A 20,956-nucleotide genomic window follows, 5' to 3' on the forward strand; every position below is an offset into this window, starting at 1 on the left:
GATCGACACGTAATCATCCATCAGGCGGCTCGGTTAACGACTTATTTCACCAGTGAAACCGGCTCATAGAGGTTATAAATCTCCATGATGCTTCTCATTTTTTCTTCAAAATTAATCTTCAGATCGATTAATTTTCCGGTGCGAACATCGAACACCCAGCCGTGTACCTTAACGCCCCGTTCGCGGAAGGCTTCCTGAATGGCCGCGGTTTTGATCAGGTTGACACACTGTTCTTCCACATTCAGTTCCACGAGCCGGTCGTAACGGGCTTTAACGTCCTCAATGGCATTCAGTTCGTCCTTGTGGTAGCGGTATACATCGCGGATGTTGCGCAACCACGGGTTCAAAATTCCCAAATCGACCGGTTCCATGGCCGCTTTCACGCCCCCGCAATTGTAGTGTCCACACACGACCACATGGTTGACTTTTAAATGCCGGACGGCATAATTCAGTACCGACATGACATTCAAATCGACGTTATTGACCAGGTTCGCAATGTTTCGGTGAACGAACACTTCCCCCGGCTTAACCCCCATCAGGTCTTCGGCAGTAACCCGGCTGTCGGAACAGCCAATGTAGAGAAATTCCGGCTGTTGCCCCTGCGACAACTTGGTGAAATAATCTTCGTCGCCGGCCAGTTTCTCGGCGATCCACTTTTCGTTGTTTTGAAATACGCTGCTAATATTCATGGGATAGGATGATAAAGTAAGCGCCCAATCTCGGCAATTTATTTCGTTCTATCAAAAATCAAACCGGGCAGTCTGTTCTGAAAAGTGACAGCCGCTCCCCCTTTACAATACGAAACCGGGTAACCACAAAATAGTTATTTATCCGCAGATGATGCGTCGATAATTCGCTGCAAAGTTGCGTCAAGGTTTGGCGTATTGGGCAGCGTCAGCCAAAAAATTTCTTCGAGTACAGTGCGGAATTCGGCCACGCTGCGGAGTTGCCGCTGCTCCGATTCGCCCCCCAAACGATGCGTCGTCAAAACCGTATCGCGCAGGCCATACCGCCGGTCGGCCGTCGTTCGGGCAACGGCCAGGCTGCGGAGAAAATACGAGTTGGGATGCGTACACAGGTAAAAGCTAAACATTTCATAATCGGGCAACAGAAATTCCCGCAACGTAAAGCGATACAACGACCGCCACTCGTTCCGGACTTCCGCCTGTACTTCCAGTTCACCAGTTGACTCGATCAATCGGAACGGTTCATGAGGGGTCGCCTGCACGGTATTCAGCACGAGTTGCACGGGGCCGGTGGGCGACAAACCGCCAAAGCCCACATCTACCAGGTATGATTCCGGCCCCACCTCCACCTGCAGCAGCATGTGCGTGATGGCTTTGACTTCACCTTCCGGAACGTTCCAGAGAACGCGCGCGGCCAACCCCCGAACCCGAAAACCCAGCGCTTGCAAAACAAAGCTTAACAGCCGGTTTTGTTCAAAACAATACCCGCCCCGCCCACGCTGCACCATTTTTTGCTGAAGCGAATCGCTGTCCAGCAAAACCGGCAGACCCAGCAACGGATTGAGGTTTTCGAACGGAATGGTTTCGGTGTGCAGACGTTGGATAGTCCGCAGCGTTTCGAGCGTGGGCGTGCGGTCGCCGGTGTAGCCGATGCGCTGAAAGTAAGCGTCGAGATCGATTCCCGACAGGGCTGACGCGGGTTCTTGTTGCTGAATGAGTTGGGATGGCATAAGTGCAAAGTTATCAACACCTGTGAAAAAATAAGCGGGGAAATTTTTCAAAAATGCAAACGCCCGATTTTTGCTGCTGACACAGGGCTGTCACCCGTCGGTTGTACTTTTGATCGGTGCGTCACCCAACCCAATCAAGGCAAATGCCATCATTTTCTTTCATCTTCATGCCATGACCCATTCGGACATCGTTCAATACCGCCTTTCTCAGCAGCACCTCATGCAACCATCGCTGACAACCCCAGGCGACCTGGTAGCCTGGTTTGGGGCCGTTCAGGGACAGGATTATGCGGCCGGCAAATGGGGCCTTGGCAACCGCCTGCCCGGCAGCACCGACGCCGACATCGAGCAGGCGATTGCCGACCGGATCATCCTGCGCACCTGGCCAATGCGGGGCACCCTGCATTGGGTAGCGGCTGCCGATATTCGCTGGATTCTGGAACTGAACCAGCCCCGTTTGCAAACCCTCTACGCCAGTCATTTCCGCCAGCTTGAACTCAGCGAACCGGTTATTGCAAAGAGTAAAACGGTTTTCACGAAAGCGTTGTCGGGCGGCCAACAACTGACGCGCCCCGAATTAAAAACCGCCCTGGAACAGGCGGGCATTCCGGCTCATGAAAACCGCCTGAGTATGCTGCTGGCGCGGGCGTCCTACGACCGGCTGCTTTGCCACGGCATCCGGCGCGGCAAGGAGTTTACGTTCACGCTGCTGGACGACTGGGTGCCGCCCACGAAACCTCGGCTGCGCGATGAAGCGCTGGCGGAATGGACCCGGCGGTATTTTACCAGCCACGGCCCGGCGACCCTGGCGGATTTTAGCTGGTGGTCGGGCCTGACGCTGACCGACGCCAGAGCCGGGATGGATCTGATCAAATCCGGTTTTGTGTCCGAGGTGGTGGCTGGTCAAACGTACTGGATGCTCGCGTCTCTGCCTGCTCTCCATGAACACACCACAAACGCCTGTCTGTTACCGGTTTACGACGAATATCTCGTCGCCTACAAAGACCGAAGCGCCCCGCTCGGCGGTTTGGACCCGGCGCAGATCGCCAAAGCCGGCAACGGTATTTTCAGTCCGGTTATCGTGATCGACGGGCGGGTGGTCGGCACCTGGAAACGGACGTTGAAGAAAGATGCGGTTTTGATCGAAACCAGCCTGTTCACCACCCTGACCGACGCGCAGCAACAGGCCTTGTCGGATGCCAAAGTACGGTATCAACGGTTTTTGGGATGTGAATAGAATTGAAGAGTCAGGCAATGCATAACCCTTCTGCATAAACCGAAACCGCTGTCAGGGTTACTCTTCGTTCACTTTCCGGGAAATGCCAAACCGGTGCCAGCCGTTGTTTTCGTCATATTGCACCTCCAAACCGTACGTATCGCAGATTTCTTTGATGATGGCCAGCCCTAACCCCACGGAATCCGGGCCGGAGCCTTCTTTTTTGAAGCGTTCGAACAAGCGTTCGGGATTCGAAACCAGCGCATGGCCGGTATTGCCCAGCGACAGATTTTTTCCGTCGGACCGCAGTTCAACGCGCCCTTCTGCGTGGTTGTGCTTGATGGCATTGTTGACCAGATTCGTCACCAGACTGTCGGCCAGCGCCGGGGGCAGTTGAATCGCAAACGGCACCAAATTCCCGATCTTGACCGCAATCCGTTTGTGGTGCAACACTTCGTCCATTGCGCCCAGCTTTTCGGCCAGCAAAGCCGCCAGATCAACGGCCTGATTGTCGGTAAACTGCTGATTATCAATTTTTGCCAGCAAGAGCAATCCCTGGTTCAGCCGGGCCATGCGCCGGGAGGCCTGGTAAATTTCCTCGATCCAGCGGGTTTGCGTTTCCGTTAGTTTTTCCGACTGGATGAGTTGCTCCACTTTGGCGTTGATCAGCGCGAGGGGCGTCTGGATTTCGTGGGAGGCATTTTCGGTAAATTCCTTCAGGCTGCGGTAATCCTGCTGCATTTTGTCGCCCATCTTGCGCAGCACCTCGTTCAATTCCCGAAACTCATTGATCTCTGGTTTGTCGAGTTGCAGGGGCGTTGCACTCGCCAGATTGAAGCGTTTGATGCGGGACAAACTTTCGTAGAACGGCAGCCAGAGCCGCCCCGACAGTTTCCCCTGAAACCAGAACGTGCCGAGCAGCAGCAATCCCAGACAGGCCGCCATCGTCACCGTGATGACTTCAATGAGCTGGTAGGATTGAATCAGCGATTTTCGAATCGAGACCCGGTGCATCACGCCCTTGATCGGCACGTAAAACGTAAGTTGCCGGAACGGCATCAGCTCCTGGTCGTAGCGGTTTTGGATCAGCGTGTCGATAAACGTTTCCGAAAGCCGGGTTTGCCGCCCAACCGGAACGACATCGATCTTGTTTTCAACAAAATAGGTTGTATCCGACCAGGCTTTGTGCTGTTTCAGATAGGCTTCAAAATCCCGCTTTTCAACCTTCAGCCGGGTTTCGACCTCGTTGTAAATCAGAATCCGGACGACCTGATAGAAGGCCAGTCCGGCGAAAAGATAAATGGCCAGCGAGAAAGCCAGGTAAATGCGGTTGGTTTTAGCGAGCAGTTTCACGGTTCCCCAAATTTGTAGCCGATCCCGTAAACCGAACTGACATAATCCGAACCGCCTTTTTCGAGCAGTTTCCGACGCAGGTTTTTGATGTGAGAATATACCATATCCAGTGAATCGGCGGAGTCGATGTTGTCGCCCCACAAATGCTCGGCGATGGAAACTTTGGTCAGCACAACGTCGATGTTCGACAAAAAATACAGCAGCAGATCGTATTCTTTCCGGGACAAAACCGCCAATTGGCCGTTCACATACACCTTCCGCGACGACGGATTCACCCGAATTTCCCGGAAGCGGATTTCGGTGTGTCCGCCAAAATTCCGCCGGCGAATCAGCGACTTCACCCGGGCGTTCAGTTCCGACAGATGGAACGGTTTGGTCAGGTAGTCATCCGAGCCAATTTCCAGCCCCCGAATCTTGTCTTCCAGCGCGTTGCGGGCCGAAATGATGATCACGCCGGTGGTGGCCAGCAGTTTTTTCAACGTCTGAATCAGTTGAAAACCGTCGCCGTCGGGCAGCGTCAGATCCACGATCACACAATCGTACTGATACAGATAAATCCGCTCGTCGGCTTCCCGGAAAGTCCCCGCCGTTTCGCAAAGATACCCCTCTTTGTTCATATAGTCGGTGATGCTTTCGGCCAGGCCTTTTTCATCTTCTACCACCAATACTTTCATCCTTCTCCGGGTTCATCCAATACCTAAACACCAAAAGTAGCGGGCAATGTTGGAAACATTCTGGAGGGAAGAAGTTATTACGCAGAGTTTAGCGGAGGAAATCAGAGTTACGCAGAGGATTTCTCTGATCAACTCTGATTTCCTCCGCTAAACTCTGCGAAACAACTTTTCTCTACGCTCCAACTTCCCAAATGTTTCCAGAATTGCCCCTTTGTTTTGCAGGCACTTACCACGGTTTTGTCACCAAGGCCGGAAAATGAGTTGCCAATGAAACACGCAAATTTTAGGTTCCGCCGATCGCGCATCTGTTTACTAACGGCTACAACCGCAACGTTCCTGTTTAGCCAAAGTATGGTTCAGGCACAAACCCTGACGCTGTCGCAGGCCCTGGAGCATGGAACGCAGGCCTACCCGTTTCTCAAATCCAAACAGGCCGAAATCCAAAGCGCCGAAAAGCGGGTTCAGGCCAGCCGAACGGACTTTGTGCCCAGCGTCATCGTGCAGGATCAGTATACGTATGCGACCAGCAACGCGCTGAATGGTTCGTTTTTCCCCAACGAAGGCACGTCCATTTCGACTTCCGGCGGTATTCGGCCCGACAACATTTACCGGGGCACCACCGGCAGCTTTGTCAGCGCCGTCATCGACTGGCGGATTGTCAACTTCGGTCGCGTAAAAGCCAGCGTGAAAGCCGCCGAAGCCGATCTCAACCGTTCGCAAACCGATTACGACAACGAGCTGTTTCAGCACCAGATCCGGATTATCGACGCGTATCTCACGCTCCTGGTCAATCAGAAGCTGGTCGATGTCCAGCGCAGCAACGTCGAGCGGGCGGAAACCTTCAAAAACGTGGTCGATGCGGGCGTTCGTTCGGGGATGCGGGCTGGCGTCGATAGTTCGCTGGCCACCGCCGAAGCGGTTCGGGCGCGGCTAATCCTGCTGGAAAGTCAGCAACGCGAACAGGTGCAACGGCTGCGGTTGTCGGAACTCATCGGTCAGGTACAGACCGGTCTTCGCATCGACAGCATGCGGTTTTATACCACCCTGCCACAAACCACGTTTCAATCGGATTCCATTTCTCCGAAAAACCCGGTTTTGCGGTTTTTTCAGTCCCAAATCAACTTTTCGTCCGCGCGAACCGTGGCGCTCCAGCGTTCCATGCTGCCGTCGATCTCGCTCGTCGGGGCCGGTTGGGCGCGGGGTTCAGGATTCTCCAATGCCGATGAAACGTTCGCCATGGATTTCAACCGGGGACTGGGTTATCAGGCTTCCAACTACCTGGTCGGCGTGGTGGCCCGCTGGAATCTCACCAACACGTTGCGGCTCAAACACGATGCCCGCAGTGAACAATTTCAGGTCGAACGCTTCCGGCAACTCTACAACGACCAGCAACTGCGCATCACCCGGCAAAACCGGGAAGCCGAAACGCAACTGACGCTCGGACTGGAACAGGCACGTCAGGCCCCCGTCCAATTGCGTGCCGCCCAACAAGCCTATAACCAGGCCAAAGCCCGCTACCAGAACGGACTGGCCGATTTGCCCACGCTCCTGCAAAGCTTCGTAACCCTCAACCGGGCCGAAACCGATGGCTACATCGCCACCAGCAACGTCTGGCGCTACCTGCTCCTGAAAGCCGCGGCCGAAGGAGACATCTCGCTGTTTATGAATCAATTGAAGTAATAGGTTTAAGGTTTGAAGTTTAACGTTTAAGGCCAAAACAACCACGAACAATTTGGTATTCAGGGAGCTAACGTTAAACCTCAAACTTTAAACCTTAAACCCATTTCCCATGTATCAACTCATTCGTTCCGCGTTGCGGAAACCCATTTCGGTGGTGGTGCTGGTGCTCGGCCTCCTGTTTTTTTCGGTGATGTCGCTGTTTACCATCCCCGTCGATATTTTCCCGAATCTGGATCTGCCGACGATTTATGTGGTGCAGCCCTACGGCGGAATGGCCCCCGACCAGATGGACGGTTTTATTGCCACCCGTTATCAGGATCACTTTCTGTACGTATCCGGGATTCGCGACATCGACGTAAAAACCATTCAGGGTCTGTCGCTGATCAAATTGTCGTTTTATCCGGGCACCGACATGGCCCAGGCGGCTGCCGAGGTGGCCAACAACGTGTCGCGCGCCAAAGCCTACATGCCGGAAGGAACCGTGCCGCCCCAGGTGGTGCGGTTCGACGCCAGTTCGGTACCGGTGGGGCAACTGGTTTTTGAAAGCCCGAGCCGCTCGCTCAACGAAATTCAGGATTATGCGTCGTCGCGGGTGCGACCGATGTTCTCGCGGATTCCGGGCGTTTCCAGTCCTCCGCCCTTCGGGGGAAACCAGCGGACGGTGATCGTGAAGGTGAATCCGGCCCTCGTGCGGAGTTATCAGCTCACGCCGGAGGAAGTGATCAAATCGATTGTGACGAACAACCAGCCGTCTCCAGCCGGGAACATTCGCATTGGCGAAAAAACGCTGATGACGCCGGTTAACTCACTGGTCAAAAAGCCGGAGGATTTTCTCAATATTCCGATCCGGGTGGGTTCGGGACCGACGGTTTTTGTGCGCGACATCGCCACGGTGGAAGATGGGGCCGACGTGACGGTGAGTTACGCGCTGGTCAACGGTCGCCGGGCGGTGTATATTCCGGTGGTGAAAAAATCGGATGCCTCCACGCTCGACGTCGTGAACAACATTCGGAAGGCTCTGCCGGAACTGCGGGCCGCTGTGCCGGAAGATGTGAAGATTTCCTACGAATTTGACCAGTCGGTTTATGTCACCAACGCCCTGAAAAGTCTGGTGACGGAAGGGATTCTGGGGGCGGTTTTGACCGGTTTGATGGTGTTGCTTTTCCTCCGCGACTGGCGCAGTGTGATCATCGTGGTGGTCACGATCCCGATCTCCATTCTGTCGGCGGTGATCATGCTGAATCTCTGCGGGCAAACCATCAACATCATGACGCTCTCAGGGCTGGCGCTGGCCATCGGGATTCTGGTCGACCAGGCCACCGTAACGATTGAAAACATTCACCAGCATCTCGAAATGGGTCGGCCCAAAGCCGTTGCGATCTGGGATGCCTGTAAAGAAATCGTTTTCCCGGAATTCCTGATTCTGCTGGCGATTCTGGCGGTTTTTGCCCCGGCTTTTGTGATGAGTGGCGTTCCGCGTTCCATGTTTTTGCCGCTGTCGTTGTCGGTCGGTTTTGCCATGATTGCCTCGTTTTTATTGTCGCAAACGTTCGTACCGGTTCTGGCCAACTGGTTGCTGAAAAGCCATCCGGCCCACGAAAGGGCCAAACACGAAAGGGCCACACTGGCACTCGATGCCGACGAGCGGCACACGATACTGGATGAAGCTGCGCATCCGGTCAAAAATGCCACCGGTTTCGACAAATTCAAACAACGGTATTCGACCTGGCTCGAAAAAATCCTGAACCGCCGGGGCCTGGTGGTAGGCGGTTATCTGGTGGGTAGTCTGGCCATTATCGTCGTGTGTTTTATGGTGATCGGAACCGATATTCTGCCACACGGCAACAGCCACCAGTTTCAGATGCGCCTGCGAATTCCCGACGGAACGCGGGTGGAACGCACCGAAACCGCTACGCTGAAAGTGCTGGATATTATTAAAGAAGCCGTCGGGCAGGACAATGTTGAAATTTCGTCGGCCTACGTCGGCACAGTTCCGTCGAGTTACGGCACTTCCAACATTTTCGTATTCAACAGCGGTCCCCACGAAGCGGTTTTGCAAGTGTCGTTGAAGGAAGAACATCCCGTGAAGATGGATAACCTGAAGGAAGAACTTCGGGAGCGCATCGCCAAAGCCTTGCCGACGGCCAACATTTCCTTCGAGCCGATTGAGTTGACCGAAAAAATCATGAGTCAGGGCGCATCGACTCCGATTGAGGTGACCGTCGCGGCCAAGGACCTGAGCGAAGCCGGGCGGTTTGCCAACAAGATTCGGGCGGAAATGACGAAAATAGACTTTTTGCGCGATGTGCAGATTGCGCAACCCCTCGCCTACCCGGTTTTGAACGTGACGCTGAACCGCGAACGGGCCGGTCAACTGGGCGTGACGTCCACGCAAGTCGCCCGGTCGATGGTCGCGGCCACCTCGTCCAGCCGCTTCACGGACAAAAACCTCTGGCTCGATGAGTCGAAAGGACTGGCCTACCAGGTGCAGGTGCAGATTCCGGAATACAAAATGAGCAGCGCCAGCGACATCGGAAACATTCCGCTGAAAAGTGGCGAAATGCACCCGCTGCTGTCGGACGTCGCGACGTTTTCGGAAGGAACCGCACCCGGCGAATACGACCGCGCCGGACCCAACCGCCTGGTGACGATCACGGCCAATTTGCAAAACAAAGACCTCGGTTCAGCGCAAAAAGCCGTTGAAAAAGCCATCAAAGATGCGGGTGAACCGCCCCGGGGTGTCCTGGTCGAACTGGGTGGGCAAACCAGCCTGCTGACGGACACGCTGAGCAGTTTACAAACCGGGCTGCTGGTCGCCATTGTCATTATTTTCTTACTGCTGGCGGCTAACTATCAGTCGTTCAAGCTCTCGCTGGTGATTCTGGCGGCTATTCCGGCCGTGGTGGCTGGTGCACTTTTGATGCTGCTGGCCTGCGGAGCCACGCTCAACCTGCAATCGTACATGGGCCTGATTATGTCCGTGGGCGTGTCGGTGGCAAACGCCATTCTGATGGTCACCAATGCCGAGAATTTACGGCTGGAAATAGGCGACACCCGCAAAGCCGTCGTGCTGGCGGCCAACAGCCGGATTCGCCCGATTCTGATGACCAGCATTGCCATGATTGCCGGAATGGTGCCGATGGCGTCCGGAATGGGCGAGGGCGGTGACCAGATTGCTCCGCTCGGTCAGGCCGTCATCGGCGGTTTGATTGCCTCCACGCTGGCGGCTCTGCTGATCCTGCCGTGTGTTTTCACCCAGTTTCAGACCAAAGCTTCCGTCCAGTCGGTCTCCCTCGATCCGGAAGATCCGGAAAGCAAATTTTACAATCAACCCCTGCATAGCATCGTATGAAACCGCTGTTAAAACTTGTTTGGCCCGTCGTCGCTGCTGCCGGAATGGCGGCCTGTACATCGGCTGCCAGTGAAGAAAAGAAAACCGTTAAAGCACCTGACGTACAACAGGTTGCCATCGCTGATGTGCAAACGATGCGTCCCAGTAAAGCGATCACTCTGCCGGGTGAACTGAAACCCTGGAACCGCGTCAGCCTGTACGCCAAAGTGAAAGGATTCATCCGCGATGTGCGCGTGGATCGCGGTTCGCCGGTTCGGAAAGGTCAGGTGCTGGCCGTACTCGACGCGCCGGAAGTGTTGTCGGAACTGAGCACCGCGCAGGCGCAACTCCAGGCTCAGGAAGCCGCCTTGCAGGAACAAACCGCCCGGTTCCGCGCCAGTCGGCTGACCTACAACCGCTTGCTGCAAACCAGCAAGGTCGAAGGAGCGGTTTCGCTGCACGAACTCGATCAGGCGCAGGCGAAGATGCTGGCCGACAGCGCGACGGTGGCCGTTGCCACCGGAAATATTCAGGTGGGTCGCTCCAATTACCAGACCAAGAAAGAACTGCGGCAGTACCTGACTATCACGGCACCATTCGACGGTGTGATCACTGAACGGAATGTAAGTGCCGGAGCACTGGTTGGCGCGGGTGACAGCAATGCCAAACCGTTGTTTGTGCTGGAAGACAGCCGGACGTTGCGGTTAACGGTAGCGATTCCGGAAACGTTTGCGAATCAGTTGGCCGCCAAAAGTGCGGTTATGTTTACGGTCAACGCCATTCCCGAACAGCAATTTAACGCCAAACTGGCCCGGAGCGCCCAGAGCCTGGTGGAAGCCAACCGGTCGATGCTGGCGGAGTTTGACTTTGACAACAAAGCCAACCAACTGAAATCCGGGATGTATGCCGAGGTGAAGATGCCGATGGAACGGACGGCTCCCACGCTGTTTGTGCCGAAAACCGCCGTGGTCAGTTCCAGCGAAAAAACGTTCGTGATTCGCGTCAATAACCACAAAGCCGAGTGGATCTCGGTCGAGAAAGGCAACACGCTCGACAGCCTGGTTGAAGTGTTTGGCAGTCTCAAAGCCGGTGAACCGGTGGTCCGGGTGGCGTCGGAAGAAATTCGTGATGGTCAGGCCTTAAACACTTCTCACAAATGATGCGATACTGGATTTTGCTGGGGGCGGTTTTGCTGTTTGTCCAGGGTTGTACTCGCCACCGGACGCATTACCAACTGGTGTATCGCAACGACCGGGGCGGCTATCAGGTTCAGAACCCGGATCTGCGGACGGTGAAGGTTCACTGGCACCCGTACAACGTGCAGGTAACGACGGATTCGGGTCAGAAAAAAACCGTAGCGACGGAACAGCTTTGGGGGTATAAGCAGACGGACGGAACCCTGTATCGGCTGTATCTTGGAAACACCTACGAGGTGGTGCAGGAAAAGACACTGACGCTCTACCGCCAGTCAGACTTTGGGGAAGGGGCCACGGAACATTATTTTTTCAGCGTCACGCCCGACGAGCCGGTGTTGTCGCTGAACCGCCATAATCTGGAAGTGGCCTTTGCCAAATACCCGTGTATGCAGGAATTGATCCAGCAAACGCCCGCCCGAAACTGGCTCAAAACCGATCACAAAAGCTACCGGCTGATCGAGAGCTATGAGCATTGTTATCACCCTGTCAGGGTCTCCGACCGCTGACAGGGTAGTCAATCTTCTTCATAAAACTCCAACGGCAACCCGTCCGGATCACTGAAAAACGTAAAACGTCGCCCGGTATGCGCGTCGATCCGGATGGGTTCTACGTCGATACCGGCGGTTTCCAACTCCTTTTTGGCGGCTGCTACATCCGACACCGCAAAGGCCAGATGCCGCAACCCCAGGGCTTCGGGCCGGGATGGGCGCGCGGGCGGATTCGGAAACGAGAACAGTTCGATGATGTACTGGCCGTTCAGTTCCAGATCCAGTTTATACGAATCGCGTTCGGCTCGGTACACTTCCCGGATGATTTCCAGTCCCAATATCTCCGTATAAAAATGCTTCGACCGCTCGTAATCCGAGCAAATGATGGCGATGTGGTGAACGCTGTTGAGTTGTAGCATGGCAATTTTTGATGCGCAGCAGGAATAATAACACTATTTTTTAGAACTATAAAGCAGATTGTTCGACAAATCTGCTTTATAGTTTGCAAACCCAGGAGACCGGCCGCATGGGTTTGCGCGAAAAAAACAACCTCCTAAGCCCTGCGTTATGTCAATACTAATGAGAATCAGTTCCTTTGTCATCATCGGCCTCGTTTTTTTACTGCATTCGAGCCTGACTGTCCGGGTTGCCGACCCGGTTCATGTGCTGGTATTTTCCAAAACCAAAGGCTGGAAACACACCTCCATTCCGTTCGGGATTGCAGCCATTCAGAAACTGGGAAAGGAGCATAATTTTCTCGTGGATACCACGAAAAATGCCGCCGTGTTTACGGACGAAAATCTGAAAAAATACGCCACGGTGATCTTCAACAACACCACGGGCAACGTCCTGAACGGCGAACAGCAGGCGGCTTTTGAACGCTACATCCAGGCCGGTGGTGGCTACGTCGGGATTCATGCGGCCGCCGATACGGAATACGACTGGCCCTGGTACGGCAAGCTGATGGGCGCGCATTTTGCCAGCCACCCCCACAATTCCAACGTCCGCAAAGCGACCGTCGATGTTACCGACAAGAAACATGTCTCCACAACGACCTTACCGGACCATTGGGATCGCACCGATGAATGGTATAACTACCGCTCGTTTTATTCGGGCATCAACGTGCTGGCGAACCTGGATGAAAACTCGTACGAGGGCGGCACCAACGGGGCCAATCATCCGATTAGCTGGTACCATGAATTTGATGGCGGGCGGGCTTTTTATACCGGAAATGGCCACACCGACGAAAGTTACACCGAACCGCTGTTTCTCAAACACCTGTTGGGCGGCATCCAATACGCCATCGGCGAGGCCAAACCGCTCGACTACAAAAAATCATACGCCAAGGTGACGCCGGAGCAAAACCGCTTTGTGAAAACCATTCTGGTCAATGACCTGGCTTCGCCGATGGAACTGGCGGTTGCCCCCGACGGGCGCGTGTTTTTCTCCGAAATTCAGGGAAACCTGTCGGTTTATGACCCAAAAACGCGGAAAAACGCACTGGTTCACAAGTTTCCGATTACCTACGTGGGCGGAACCGGACTCATCGGGGTGACGGTTGACCCGAATTTTGCCAAAAATGGGCACATTTACGTCTATTATACCCCCGCCGGGCAGACCGAAGAACCGATCAATTTTCAGCTTTCCCGCTTTACAGTCAACGCAAACAATACCCTTGATCTGAAGTCGGAGAAGATTCTGCTGACGGTACCGGTGGAGAAAAACAGCGGTTCGCACCACGGCGGCTCGCTGGCCTGGGACAAAGATGGCAACCTGTATCTATCGACCGGCGACAGTTCAAGCCCGTTTCCGTCCGACGGCTATTCGCCGATGGACGAACGGCCCGGCAAGGAATTTTACAGCCTGGACGCCCAGCGGTCGGCGGCCAACACGAACGATCTGAAGGGAAAGGTGTTGCGGATTCATCCCCAACCCGATGGCAGCTACACGATTCCGGATGGCAATTTGTTCCCGAAAGGAACCGCTAAAACCCGACCGGAGATTTATACGATGGGCTGCCGAAATCCGTACCGCATTGCGGTCAATCCGAAAACGTCGGTATTGTACTGGGGCGAAATTGGCCCCGATGCGGGCAAGGAAGGTGCGCAGGGACCGCGCGGCTACGACGAATTCAATCAGGCGAAAAAAGCCGGTTATTACGGCTGGCCGTATTTTGTCGGCAACAATTATCCGTATGTCAAGTGGGACTTTGCGACCAAAACCGCTGGTCCGAAATTCGATCCGGCGGCTCCCATCAACAACTCGCCCAACAATACCGGGTTGAACCAGCTACCGCCCGCAACGCCCCCGATCATCTGGTATCCGTATGCCGCTTCGACCGAATTTCCGGAGTTGGGCCTCGGCGGTCGCAGCGCGATGGCGGGCAAATTTTACACCTTCGATACGAAGTCAAAGTCTGCCAATAAATTCCCCGCGTATTACGACGACAAGCTGTTTGTTTTCGACTGGATGCGCAACTGGGTGCTGGCGCTTAGCTTCGATGAAAACGAAAACTACGTGCGCAGTGAGTCCTTTATGGCATCCAACGGCGATTTCCGACGCCCCATCGATCTGGATTTCGGGCCGGATGGTGTGATGTACATGCTGGAATACGGTTCGGTTTACGGGGCTGATAACGAAGATGCGCGTCTGGTAAAGATCGAATACAACACCGGAAACCGCCCTCCGCTGGCCCAGGCGAGCGTGCAGGATACGGCGGTGGAAAACCACCTCGACCGCACGGTTTTCCTAACGTCCGAACGCCGGAATTTCCCGATTCTGCGCGAAGCTGCCGGGGCGGCTCCGTTGCGGGTGGCCTTCGTGAGCCGGGGTTCGCGCGATCTGGATGATGATGATGAGGTGACATACGAATGGCTGTTCGATGGCAAAAAAGTGGGTGCTACCACGCCAAATGCGACCTACACCTACGCCAAACCGGGTATTTACAAAGCCATTCTGAAAGTCACCGACCGGGCCGGATTGGTGGGCCGGGATACGGTTATCGTTAAAGTTGGTAATTCAAAACCAGCGGTAACCATTGCCAGCACCGACAACCAATCCTTTTTCTGGGAAGGCAAACCGTTTGCGTATACGGTGAAAGTGCAGGATCAGGAAGATGGAAAAATCGATCCGAAGCGCGTTAAGGTGCTATATGCCTATAATCCGCAGCCCAGCACGGCCGATCCGAATGCGCCCAAATCGCCGACCTCCGTGCTGGTGAGCAACCCGCCGGGCAAAATGCTGATGGATGCCAGTGATTGCAAAGCCTGCCACACGATTGATAAAGTGTCGGTGGGGCCGTCGTTGCTGGCGGTGGCGCAAAAGTATAAAACCCAAACCGGAGCATTGGAACAACTGGCGACCAAGATCATCAACGGCGGTGGCGGCAACTGGGGAACCGTGCACGTCATGAGCGCTCATCCGCAGATTTCGGTAACCGATGCGCAGGAAATGGTGCGTTATATTTTCTCGCTGACCGACAAGCCGAGGGCGCAGAAAACCGTGCCGCTGCAAGGTTCACTGACATTGGCCGATCACCAGAAAGAGGAGCTACGGGGACAATACACGCTGCTGGCTTCGTATACGGATAAGGGTGGGCAAGTGGTTGGTCCGCTGACCGGAACCGACGCCGTTACGCTGCGGAATGCGAAAGTTCGGGCGGTGTATACCGATGCCCAGGTGGGCTTCCCCCGGTTTGGCGTCAATCTGTCGCAGGGTGGCCACAAGGCGTATCTTCTCCTGAAAAACATTGACTTAACCCACATTAAACAGTTCACCTACGAGTATGCGTCGCTGGATCAGCCGGGCGAAATTCAGGTGCGGATCGACTCGCAGGCCGGGCCGGTGATCAGCACGACGGCCTACCAGCCGACCGGGGCCTGGAACACGAACAAAGAAGTTACCGGTTCGATCAACAAACCGGTAACGGGCAAACACGATGTGTACTTTTTTGCCATCAAACGCACCAAACCCAACGACGCGATTCTGAAGTTCACGAGTATTTTGTTTCAGCAGTAAACCCTGCCAGCGGTTGTCAGAATAAAATTGTGTAACCCTGACAGGGTCTTCGACCGCTGTCAGGGTTACACAATTTTATTCTGACAACCTTTCATTTAAACGGTTTTTACTTGTATAAATCACAAATCGTCCATTTTTTATTTATGTATTAACGATTAATGCTGTTATTTTACCTTTGAATTGCACAAGGTATGTTGGACCACCGACAGCGCATAATCGAGGAAAACGACTATTTACTGGAACTCTGGCAGCGTTCGAAGGCCGGAGACAAGGCGGCTTTTTGCCAATTGGCCGAGTCGCAATACCGGGCATTGTTCAGTTATGCGGCCAATTTCACGGAGGATCGCGAGTTTATTAAGGATTCGATTCAGGAAATCTTTATTACGATCTGGGAGAAACGCCAGTCGCTCACGATTCAGTATGTGGCGATTTATCTGTTCAAATCGCTCCGCAATCAGCTTTTACAGGAATTCCGGCGCAATAAAAACGCGGCTTCGGCTCCATCCTTGCAGGAAATCAGCCAACTGTCTGACTGGGAAACCATTGAAACCGCTATTGAGAAAAATGAGGCCGATTCGGAAAACCAGCGCAAAGTTCGTCAGGCCATCGATACCCTTCCAAAACGGCAGCAGGAAGTGGTTTTTCTGAAGTTTTACAAAGGCCTGGAAAATGAGCAGATCGCTGAATTGATGGAAATCAACCGCCAATCCGTGGCCAATTTGCTCTACAAGGCGTTGACCTCGCTTAAAAGTCAGATTTCTTTTTTTAAGTATTGGCTGCTCGTAATGTGTCTGCTCCAGTAAAGCGGACAAAAAATAGCCACTGAACTCCTTTCCAGTGGCTATCCGGGAATTATAGACAAACCTAAAAACGCTTTGAACGATAAAACCGGTATTCAGGTCGAACAGGATCGGGTTTGTATCGTCATTTTTTTGACCTCTGCCCGTAAAATAACCGGTGCGTTCTTAGAACGAGTTTAAGAACTGCTTAGAATCTGCTTAGTAAGCCGGAAGCGGATGCCGGTTCCCTTCTAGCGCGGTCAATGAAATGAAAGGGGTACGATAACAATCCGATTCAGCGATGGTTAGGTAGTCAGAACCTGGTCTTTTGTATATGAAAATTCTAGTGGTTGAAGATGAGCCCAAAACCCTGAATGCCATTCGGCAGGGTCTGGAGGAAACGCAGTTTGAAGTAGACATTGCCTACGACGGCCTGATTGCCAAGCGGTTGGCCCTGAAGAATTCGTACGCCGTCATCATCACCGACGTCATCATTCCGGGCTTGAACGGTTTCGAACTGATTCGGCAGTTGCGGGCGCAGGGTGTTACGACCCCCATTCTGCTGCTGACGGCCCTGGGCGAAAGCAGTGACAAAGTGATGGGTTTCGATGCCGGAACGGATCAGTATCTGACCAAACCGTTTCAGTTTGCGGAGCTGCTCGCGCGGGTCCGATCTCTGACCAAACGCAGCACGCAGGTCGCCATGACGGCCCAGACGCTCCGGTTTTCGGGCATTGAAATGAACCTGGATGCCAAAACCGTTCGTCGCGATGGTCAAGTGATCGACCTGACCGCCCGGGAGTTTGCCCTGCTCGAATACCTGTTGCGCAACCAGGGGCGGGTGATGTCGAAAGTCGATATTGCCGAACGGGTCTGGGATTTGAATTTTGATGCAGGAACGAACGTCGTGGAGGTGTATATCAATTATTTACGCAAGAAAATCGACAAAGATTTTCCTAAAAAACTCATTCATACACAGTTTGGTATGGGTTATGTGTTAAAAGAAGAATAGGTTCGCGGGGGGCGAACCGTTTTCTAAGGAAATTCTAAGCAGTTATTTAATCCTGCTTAAGATCTTCGCTCCAGTTTTGTCGTTAAGAAGTGTTTTCCCAGCACGCGATATGACTTCTAACTTGCGATACAGCCACATCTACGGAACGGATTCGAGCCCTTTGATGGGACACCGAGACAGTTCACCTCCCTCCGGATCGAACAACCGCGAACCACGACAGCCCGACTGGCTGATGATCCTGATGGTGAGCCTGTTTGTGTTGACGCTGCTGATTGCCTGGCTGGTCGACATTCCAGCCTTACTGCGGTAGTGTTTTATGACCATCCGCACCCGCCTGACACTCCGTTTTACGGGCCTGGTTTCGGCCATTCTGGCCCTCGCTTTTGCCTGCCTCTACGCGTTTTGCTGGTACTTTATCTCCTCAGATTTCTACCGGCGGCTCGACCGAAAAGCCGACACCATTGGCGAATTGCTCATTCGGCAGCAGATGGGTCCCCAACTTCTGATTCAGTTTACCCGACTGCGGAAAGACCAGCTTCCGGCGCAGAAAATAGCCGTATATGACGGACGGAACAGTCCGGTTTTCATCACCAATGAGCAGGTTCCGCTGGCCGTATCGACCCAGGTGCTGGACGCCATTCGGGCGAAAAAAAACAAGAAATTCCGGCAGGGAGCGGCTTATGTAACCGGCGTTCGCTACGCCACCACCTCGGGCCAGTATGTGGTGCTGGCCAGCGCCGAAAACCGCTATGGCGACCAGTTTCTGCGCCAGATGCTGGTCGTTTTGGTCGGATTGTTCGGCGGCATTGTCGGGATTGTCGCCTTTTCGGGCTGGCTCTACGCGGGCGACGCGCTCCGACCCATGAAGCGCATGGAACAACAACTGAACCACATTTTTCCGAATACCTTGCAGGAACGGCTGCCGGTCAGCACGGACAATGATGAAATCAGCCGCCTGTCGACCACCATCAACCGCCTGCTCGACCGCATCGACGAATCGTTCCGGCTGCAACGGATGTTTGTGGCCAATGTCTCGCACGAATTGAAAAATCCGCTGACCCAGATCAGCTCCCAACTGGAAGTGGCGTTGCTCAACCGCCGGGAATCGGCGGTGTATGAAGAAACCATCCGGTCGGTACTGGACGATGTGGGCGACCTGTCGACCCTGACGCGGGAATTGTTGCAGCTTTCGCAGGTCAACCAGGCGTCGGCGGTCGGCTTGCTAACGGATTCGGTGCGCCTGGACGAAGTGGTCTGGGACATTCGGGAGGAAGTCAGCGGCATCCATTCCCACTACGACGTAACGGTTCGTTTTGACGAATTACCGGACGATTTCAACCAGTTGGCCGTGCCGGGCAATACCGCCCTGCTGCGAACGGCCCTGAAAAATCTGACCGAAAATGCCTGCAAGTTTTCCAGCGATGGCAAAGCCGTGATCCACGTCCGATTCACCGAAACCGCCGTTGTGATCAGCGTGCAGAACAACGGCACACCCATTCCTGCCGATGATTTGCCGTATATTTTCGAACCTTTCTACCGGAGTCGTCAAACTGCCGAAGTCAGGGGCAACGGCGTCGGGCTGTCGCTGGTGGAACGCATCGTCCGGCTCCATCAGGGCCGGGTGTCCGTCACCTCGGGCGAAGGCCAGCCCACGGTTTTCCAACTGGAACTGGTTCGTCAGTTTACTTCCTGAAAATGAATGGATTGAAGTCAAAAGAAAGCTGACTTCGCCTTACCGTTTTGCCAGTTCAATAATATCTTTTCCTTCCAGAATCTGCTTTTCGTAGCCTTTGCTGACCGTATGGATCATAGCCAGGCCCAACTCCTGCAAGGTGCAAAAACCGCCGGGATAGAGCGCCCGGCCAATGGGAAACAGCCAGAGAATATACCGGTACATTTTCAGTGTATTTTTCAGTCCTTTGGTCGGTTTGATAAAACCCGGACGAATGTTAAACACCTGTTTAAAAGGCAGTTTCAGCAAATCATTCTCGGTTTTCCCTTTGACCCTGGCCCACATCGAACGGCCTTTCTCCGTGCTGTCCGTACCCGCTCCCGAAATGTAACAAAACGTCATGTCCGGGTTCAGTTTGCTCAGGGTCGTCGCCACGTTCAGCGTGAGCGTGTGGGTTACTTTGTAATACTCCGGTTCGCTCATGCCGACCGATGAGACGCCCAGACAGAAAAAACATGCGTTATAACCAGCCAGACGGTTTTCAATCGTCGAGAGGTCATAAAAATCAGCATGAATGATTTCCGTCAACTTGGGATGGGAAAGCCCGGACGGTTTTCGGTTGATTATCAATACCGCTTCCACCTCCGGACGCAGCAGGCATTCGTGCAAAACGCCCTCTCCTACCATGCCGGTCGTACCGGTAATAATGGCTCTAATTCCGTTCGTTTTCATGGTTTTTCGGGGTTTGCGATCATCGTCCACGTAAGTTCAAAAACGTCATTGATCCGTTGCTGCTGGTTTTCAATGGGTACGGTTTGGGCAGTCAGGTACTGAAAGAGTCCGTTAATCTGATTTACCGAAAGTATAATGAGCAGGTCCAGAGGCAACGGTTTCAGCACCTTCCCGTCACGGGCATCCTGAAAAAGCGTCCTGTGCATTTCGGATTGCTTCCGAATCTCCTCGTCCGGAACCAGGCCCAGATGCGGTGAAAAATGAAATTGCTGGATGAAGTAAAAAGCATCCCTGTTTTCCAACGCCCACTCCAGAGAGTACCGAAACAGGTTCCTGAATTTCTCTTTCACGTCACCGGTTTCGTTGACTTTTTCCGCCAAATACTGATTCAGTTCTCCCTTGATGGCCGTATACAAAGCCACCACCAGCTCGTCTTTCGTCTTGAAATAATGGAAAAGCGTTCCGTTCGAAACCCCGGCTTCGCTGGCAATTTTGCTCGTGGGCGTGCCGTGAAAACCGTAGACAACGAAGAGTTTCAACGCGGTTGATAGTATTTTTTCGGGTTTATTCAGTTTGCTCATCTTCTGGATTGACTAATCGCTCTATGAATATACGCAAAATAAGTAGGTTACGGCGGAATTACACAAAAATGTGATAAATGGAAAACTGTAACGCCGTGAATGCCATAAATGAACTATTGGCGGTTATTAAAAGTACTACTAACAACGCGCGCGTACTATAAGATTATTGGACGCGTAGCGGACTGATGTTTCCGGGTCGCCGGTGCGATAGCAAAAGGAATCACCTGGTCCCTCCCGCGTGCCTTTAGGCACGCAACCAGTCTTAGCAGTTGCGTGCCTATGAACTGTCAAATTTTACAAGTTTGAAACCAAATTTTCTTCGGTTGGCAGGTTTAGTCGAGAATCAAACGGCTTCCCCGATTGTAAGACGGCTAAGGCCACCCGGATCCATTTATGCATGAGGGCAATGATGGCTTCCTTGAAGGATTTACCCGCCTGTCGTAACCGAATGTACAAGCGCTGAAAAACCGTGTCGGTTTTGAGCCGCATGGCCAGCGTACAGGCCGGTAACCACAATTTCTGGCGCAAC

At 53.6% G+C, this 20,956-nt stretch carries 17 protein-coding genes and 1 pseudogene; 10 read left to right on the forward strand and 8 right to left on the reverse strand.

Annotation, left to right across the window (positions count from 1 at the left end):
* Positions 1-41: 41 nt before the first annotated feature.
* Positions 42-689, reverse strand: a complete 648-nt coding sequence (locus tag DUE52_RS08240; RefSeq protein ID WP_114405507.1) for a carbonic anhydrase — start codon at positions 687-689, stop codon at positions 42-44.
* 134 nt (positions 690-823) lie between these two features.
* Complete coding sequence (locus DUE52_RS08245) at positions 824-1,696, reverse strand: arylamine N-acetyltransferase family protein (protein WP_114405538.1); 873 nt, start codon at positions 1,694-1,696, stop codon at positions 824-826.
* 172 nt (positions 1,697-1,868) lie between these two features.
* On the opposite strand from DUE52_RS08245, the gene DUE52_RS08250 reads away from it, so the two are divergent.
* Complete coding sequence (locus tag DUE52_RS08250; RefSeq protein ID WP_133299789.1) at positions 1,869-2,933, forward strand: winged helix DNA-binding domain-containing protein; 1,065 nt, start codon at positions 1,869-1,871, stop codon at positions 2,931-2,933.
* A 57-nt stretch (positions 2,934-2,990) separates the two neighbouring features.
* Here DUE52_RS08250 and DUE52_RS08255 read toward each other — a convergent pair whose 3' ends face one another.
* Both DUE52_RS08255 and DUE52_RS08260 read right to left on the reverse strand, forming a co-directional pair.
* Positions 2,991-4,265: a sensor histidine kinase gene (locus tag DUE52_RS08255; RefSeq protein ID WP_114405509.1), complete on the reverse strand. Its 1,275-nt coding sequence runs from the start codon at positions 4,263-4,265 to the stop codon at positions 2,991-2,993.
* Complete coding sequence (locus DUE52_RS08260; RefSeq protein ID WP_114405510.1) at positions 4,262-4,939, reverse strand: response regulator transcription factor; 678 nt, start codon at positions 4,937-4,939, stop codon at positions 4,262-4,264. Before DUE52_RS08260 ends, DUE52_RS08255 begins: the two co-directional genes overlap by 4 nt.
* Positions 4,940-5,290: 351 nt before the next feature.
* Here DUE52_RS08260 and DUE52_RS08265 point away from each other — a divergent pair, with 351 nt between their 5' ends.
* From DUE52_RS08265 to DUE52_RS08280, 4 genes are all read left to right on the forward strand, one after another.
* Positions 5,291-6,619, forward strand: coding sequence for a TolC family protein (locus DUE52_RS08265; RefSeq protein ID WP_114405511.1), 1,329 nt, complete (start codon positions 5,291-5,293; stop codon positions 6,617-6,619).
* Between the two features lie 109 nt (positions 6,620-6,728).
* Positions 6,729-9,971, forward strand: a complete 3,243-nt coding sequence (locus tag DUE52_RS08270; RefSeq protein WP_114405512.1) for an efflux RND transporter permease subunit — start codon at positions 6,729-6,731, stop codon at positions 9,969-9,971.
* Complete coding sequence (locus DUE52_RS08275) at positions 9,968-11,110, forward strand: efflux RND transporter periplasmic adaptor subunit (RefSeq protein ID WP_114405513.1); 1,143 nt, start codon at positions 9,968-9,970, stop codon at positions 11,108-11,110. The genes DUE52_RS08270 and DUE52_RS08275 overlap by 4 nt, the downstream gene beginning before the upstream one ends.
* On the forward strand, positions 11,107-11,652 hold the full coding sequence (locus DUE52_RS08280) for a hypothetical protein (RefSeq protein WP_114405514.1): 546 nt from the start codon (positions 11,107-11,109) through the stop codon (positions 11,650-11,652). Before DUE52_RS08275 ends, DUE52_RS08280 begins: the two co-directional genes overlap by 4 nt.
* Positions 11,653-11,660: 8 nt before the next feature.
* On the opposite strand, the gene gloA2 is transcribed toward DUE52_RS08280, so the two are convergent.
* Positions 11,661-12,053, reverse strand: coding sequence for an SMU1112c/YaeR family gloxylase I-like metalloprotein (gloA2, locus tag DUE52_RS08285; RefSeq protein WP_114405515.1), 393 nt, complete (start codon positions 12,051-12,053; stop codon positions 11,661-11,663).
* Between the two features lie 160 nt (positions 12,054-12,213).
* Here gloA2 and DUE52_RS08290 point away from each other — a divergent pair, with 160 nt between their 5' ends.
* The 5 genes from DUE52_RS08290 (at position 12,214) to DUE52_RS08305 (ending at position 19,135) form a co-directional block, all read left to right on the forward strand.
* Positions 12,214-15,651 (forward strand): ThuA domain-containing protein, encoded by a 3,438-nt coding sequence (locus DUE52_RS08290; protein WP_229312103.1) that lies wholly within the window; start codon positions 12,214-12,216, stop codon positions 15,649-15,651.
* 191 nt (positions 15,652-15,842) lie between these two features.
* A complete protein-coding gene (locus tag DUE52_RS08295; protein ID WP_229312104.1) occupies positions 15,843-16,454 on the forward strand; it encodes an RNA polymerase sigma factor in 612 nt (203 codons plus the stop codon).
* Between the two features lie 310 nt (positions 16,455-16,764).
* Entirely contained in the window at positions 16,765-17,442 is a 678-nt protein-coding gene (locus DUE52_RS08300) for a response regulator (RefSeq protein ID WP_114405517.1), read from the forward strand.
* Between the two features lie 109 nt (positions 17,443-17,551).
* The gene (locus tag DUE52_RS32065) at positions 17,552-17,752 is read left to right on the forward strand and encodes a hypothetical protein (protein WP_133299790.1); all 201 of its coding nucleotides are present in this window, start codon (positions 17,552-17,554) and stop codon (positions 17,750-17,752) included.
* A 6-nt stretch (positions 17,753-17,758) separates the two neighbouring features.
* The gene (locus tag DUE52_RS08305; protein ID WP_114405518.1) at positions 17,759-19,135 is read left to right on the forward strand and encodes a sensor histidine kinase; all 1,377 of its coding nucleotides are present in this window, start codon (positions 17,759-17,761) and stop codon (positions 19,133-19,135) included.
* A 39-nt stretch (positions 19,136-19,174) separates the two neighbouring features.
* Here the strand turns inward: DUE52_RS08305 and DUE52_RS08310 are convergent, their stop codons facing one another.
* From DUE52_RS08310 to DUE52_RS32630, 3 genes and pseudogenes are all read right to left on the reverse strand, one after another.
* Positions 19,175-19,846: an NAD-dependent epimerase/dehydratase family protein gene (locus DUE52_RS08310; RefSeq protein WP_114405519.1), complete on the reverse strand. Its 672-nt coding sequence runs from the start codon at positions 19,844-19,846 to the stop codon at positions 19,175-19,177.
* On the reverse strand, positions 19,843-20,427 hold the full coding sequence (locus DUE52_RS08315) for a TetR/AcrR family transcriptional regulator (RefSeq protein WP_114405520.1): 585 nt from the start codon (positions 20,425-20,427) through the stop codon (positions 19,843-19,845). Before DUE52_RS08315 ends, DUE52_RS08310 begins: the two co-directional genes overlap by 4 nt.
* Positions 20,428-20,721: 294 nt before the next feature.
* Positions 20,722-20,956 (reverse strand): annotated as a pseudogene (locus DUE52_RS32630) (hypothetical protein); the annotation flags it as partial.

Source organism: Larkinella punicea (assembly GCF_003334855.1).
In the GTDB taxonomy this organism is placed as follows: Bacteria; Bacteroidota; Bacteroidia; order Cytophagales; family Spirosomataceae; genus Larkinella; species Larkinella punicea.

What these genes read in the sequence shown, in the direction of transcription:
- DUE52_RS08310 (WP_114405519.1), bottom strand. Translation starts at nt 19,846, where the DNA reads ATGAAAACGAACGGAATTAGAGCCATTATTACCGGTACGACCGGCATG.
- DUE52_RS08265 (WP_114405511.1), top strand. Translation starts at nt 5,291, where the DNA reads ATGGTTCAGGCACAAACCCTGACGCTGTCGCAGGCCCTGGAGCATGGA.
- DUE52_RS08240 (WP_114405507.1), bottom strand. Translation starts at nt 689, where the DNA reads ATGAATATTAGCAGCGTATTTCAAAACAACGAAAAGTGGATCGCCGAG.
- gloA2 (WP_114405515.1), bottom strand. Translation starts at nt 12,053, where the DNA reads ATGCTACAACTCAACAGCGTTCACCACATCGCCATCATTTGCTCGGAT.
- DUE52_RS08275 (WP_114405513.1), top strand. Translation starts at nt 9,968, where the DNA reads ATGAAACCGCTGTTAAAACTTGTTTGGCCCGTCGTCGCTGCTGCCGGA.
- DUE52_RS08245 (WP_114405538.1), bottom strand. Translation starts at nt 1,696, where the DNA reads ATGCCATCCCAACTCATTCAGCAACAAGAACCCGCGTCAGCCCTGTCG.
- DUE52_RS08250 (WP_133299789.1), top strand. Translation starts at nt 1,869, where the DNA reads ATGACCCATTCGGACATCGTTCAATACCGCCTTTCTCAGCAGCACCTC.
- DUE52_RS08270 (WP_114405512.1), top strand. Translation starts at nt 6,729, where the DNA reads ATGTATCAACTCATTCGTTCCGCGTTGCGGAAACCCATTTCGGTGGTG.
- DUE52_RS08315 (WP_114405520.1), bottom strand. Translation starts at nt 20,427, where the DNA reads ATGAGCAAACTGAATAAACCCGAAAAAATACTATCAACCGCGTTGAAA.
- DUE52_RS08295 (WP_229312104.1), top strand. Translation starts at nt 15,843, where the DNA reads ATGTTGGACCACCGACAGCGCATAATCGAGGAAAACGACTATTTACTG.
- DUE52_RS08290 (WP_229312103.1), top strand. Translation starts at nt 12,214, where the DNA reads ATGAGAATCAGTTCCTTTGTCATCATCGGCCTCGTTTTTTTACTGCAT.
- DUE52_RS08260 (WP_114405510.1), bottom strand. Translation starts at nt 4,939, where the DNA reads ATGAAAGTATTGGTGGTAGAAGATGAAAAAGGCCTGGCCGAAAGCATC.
- DUE52_RS32065 (WP_133299790.1), top strand. Translation starts at nt 17,552, where the DNA reads ATGACTTCTAACTTGCGATACAGCCACATCTACGGAACGGATTCGAGC.
- DUE52_RS08305 (WP_114405518.1), top strand. Translation starts at nt 17,759, where the DNA reads ATGACCATCCGCACCCGCCTGACACTCCGTTTTACGGGCCTGGTTTCG.
- DUE52_RS08300 (WP_114405517.1), top strand. Translation starts at nt 16,765, where the DNA reads ATGAAAATTCTAGTGGTTGAAGATGAGCCCAAAACCCTGAATGCCATT.
- DUE52_RS08280 (WP_114405514.1), top strand. Translation starts at nt 11,107, where the DNA reads ATGATGCGATACTGGATTTTGCTGGGGGCGGTTTTGCTGTTTGTCCAG.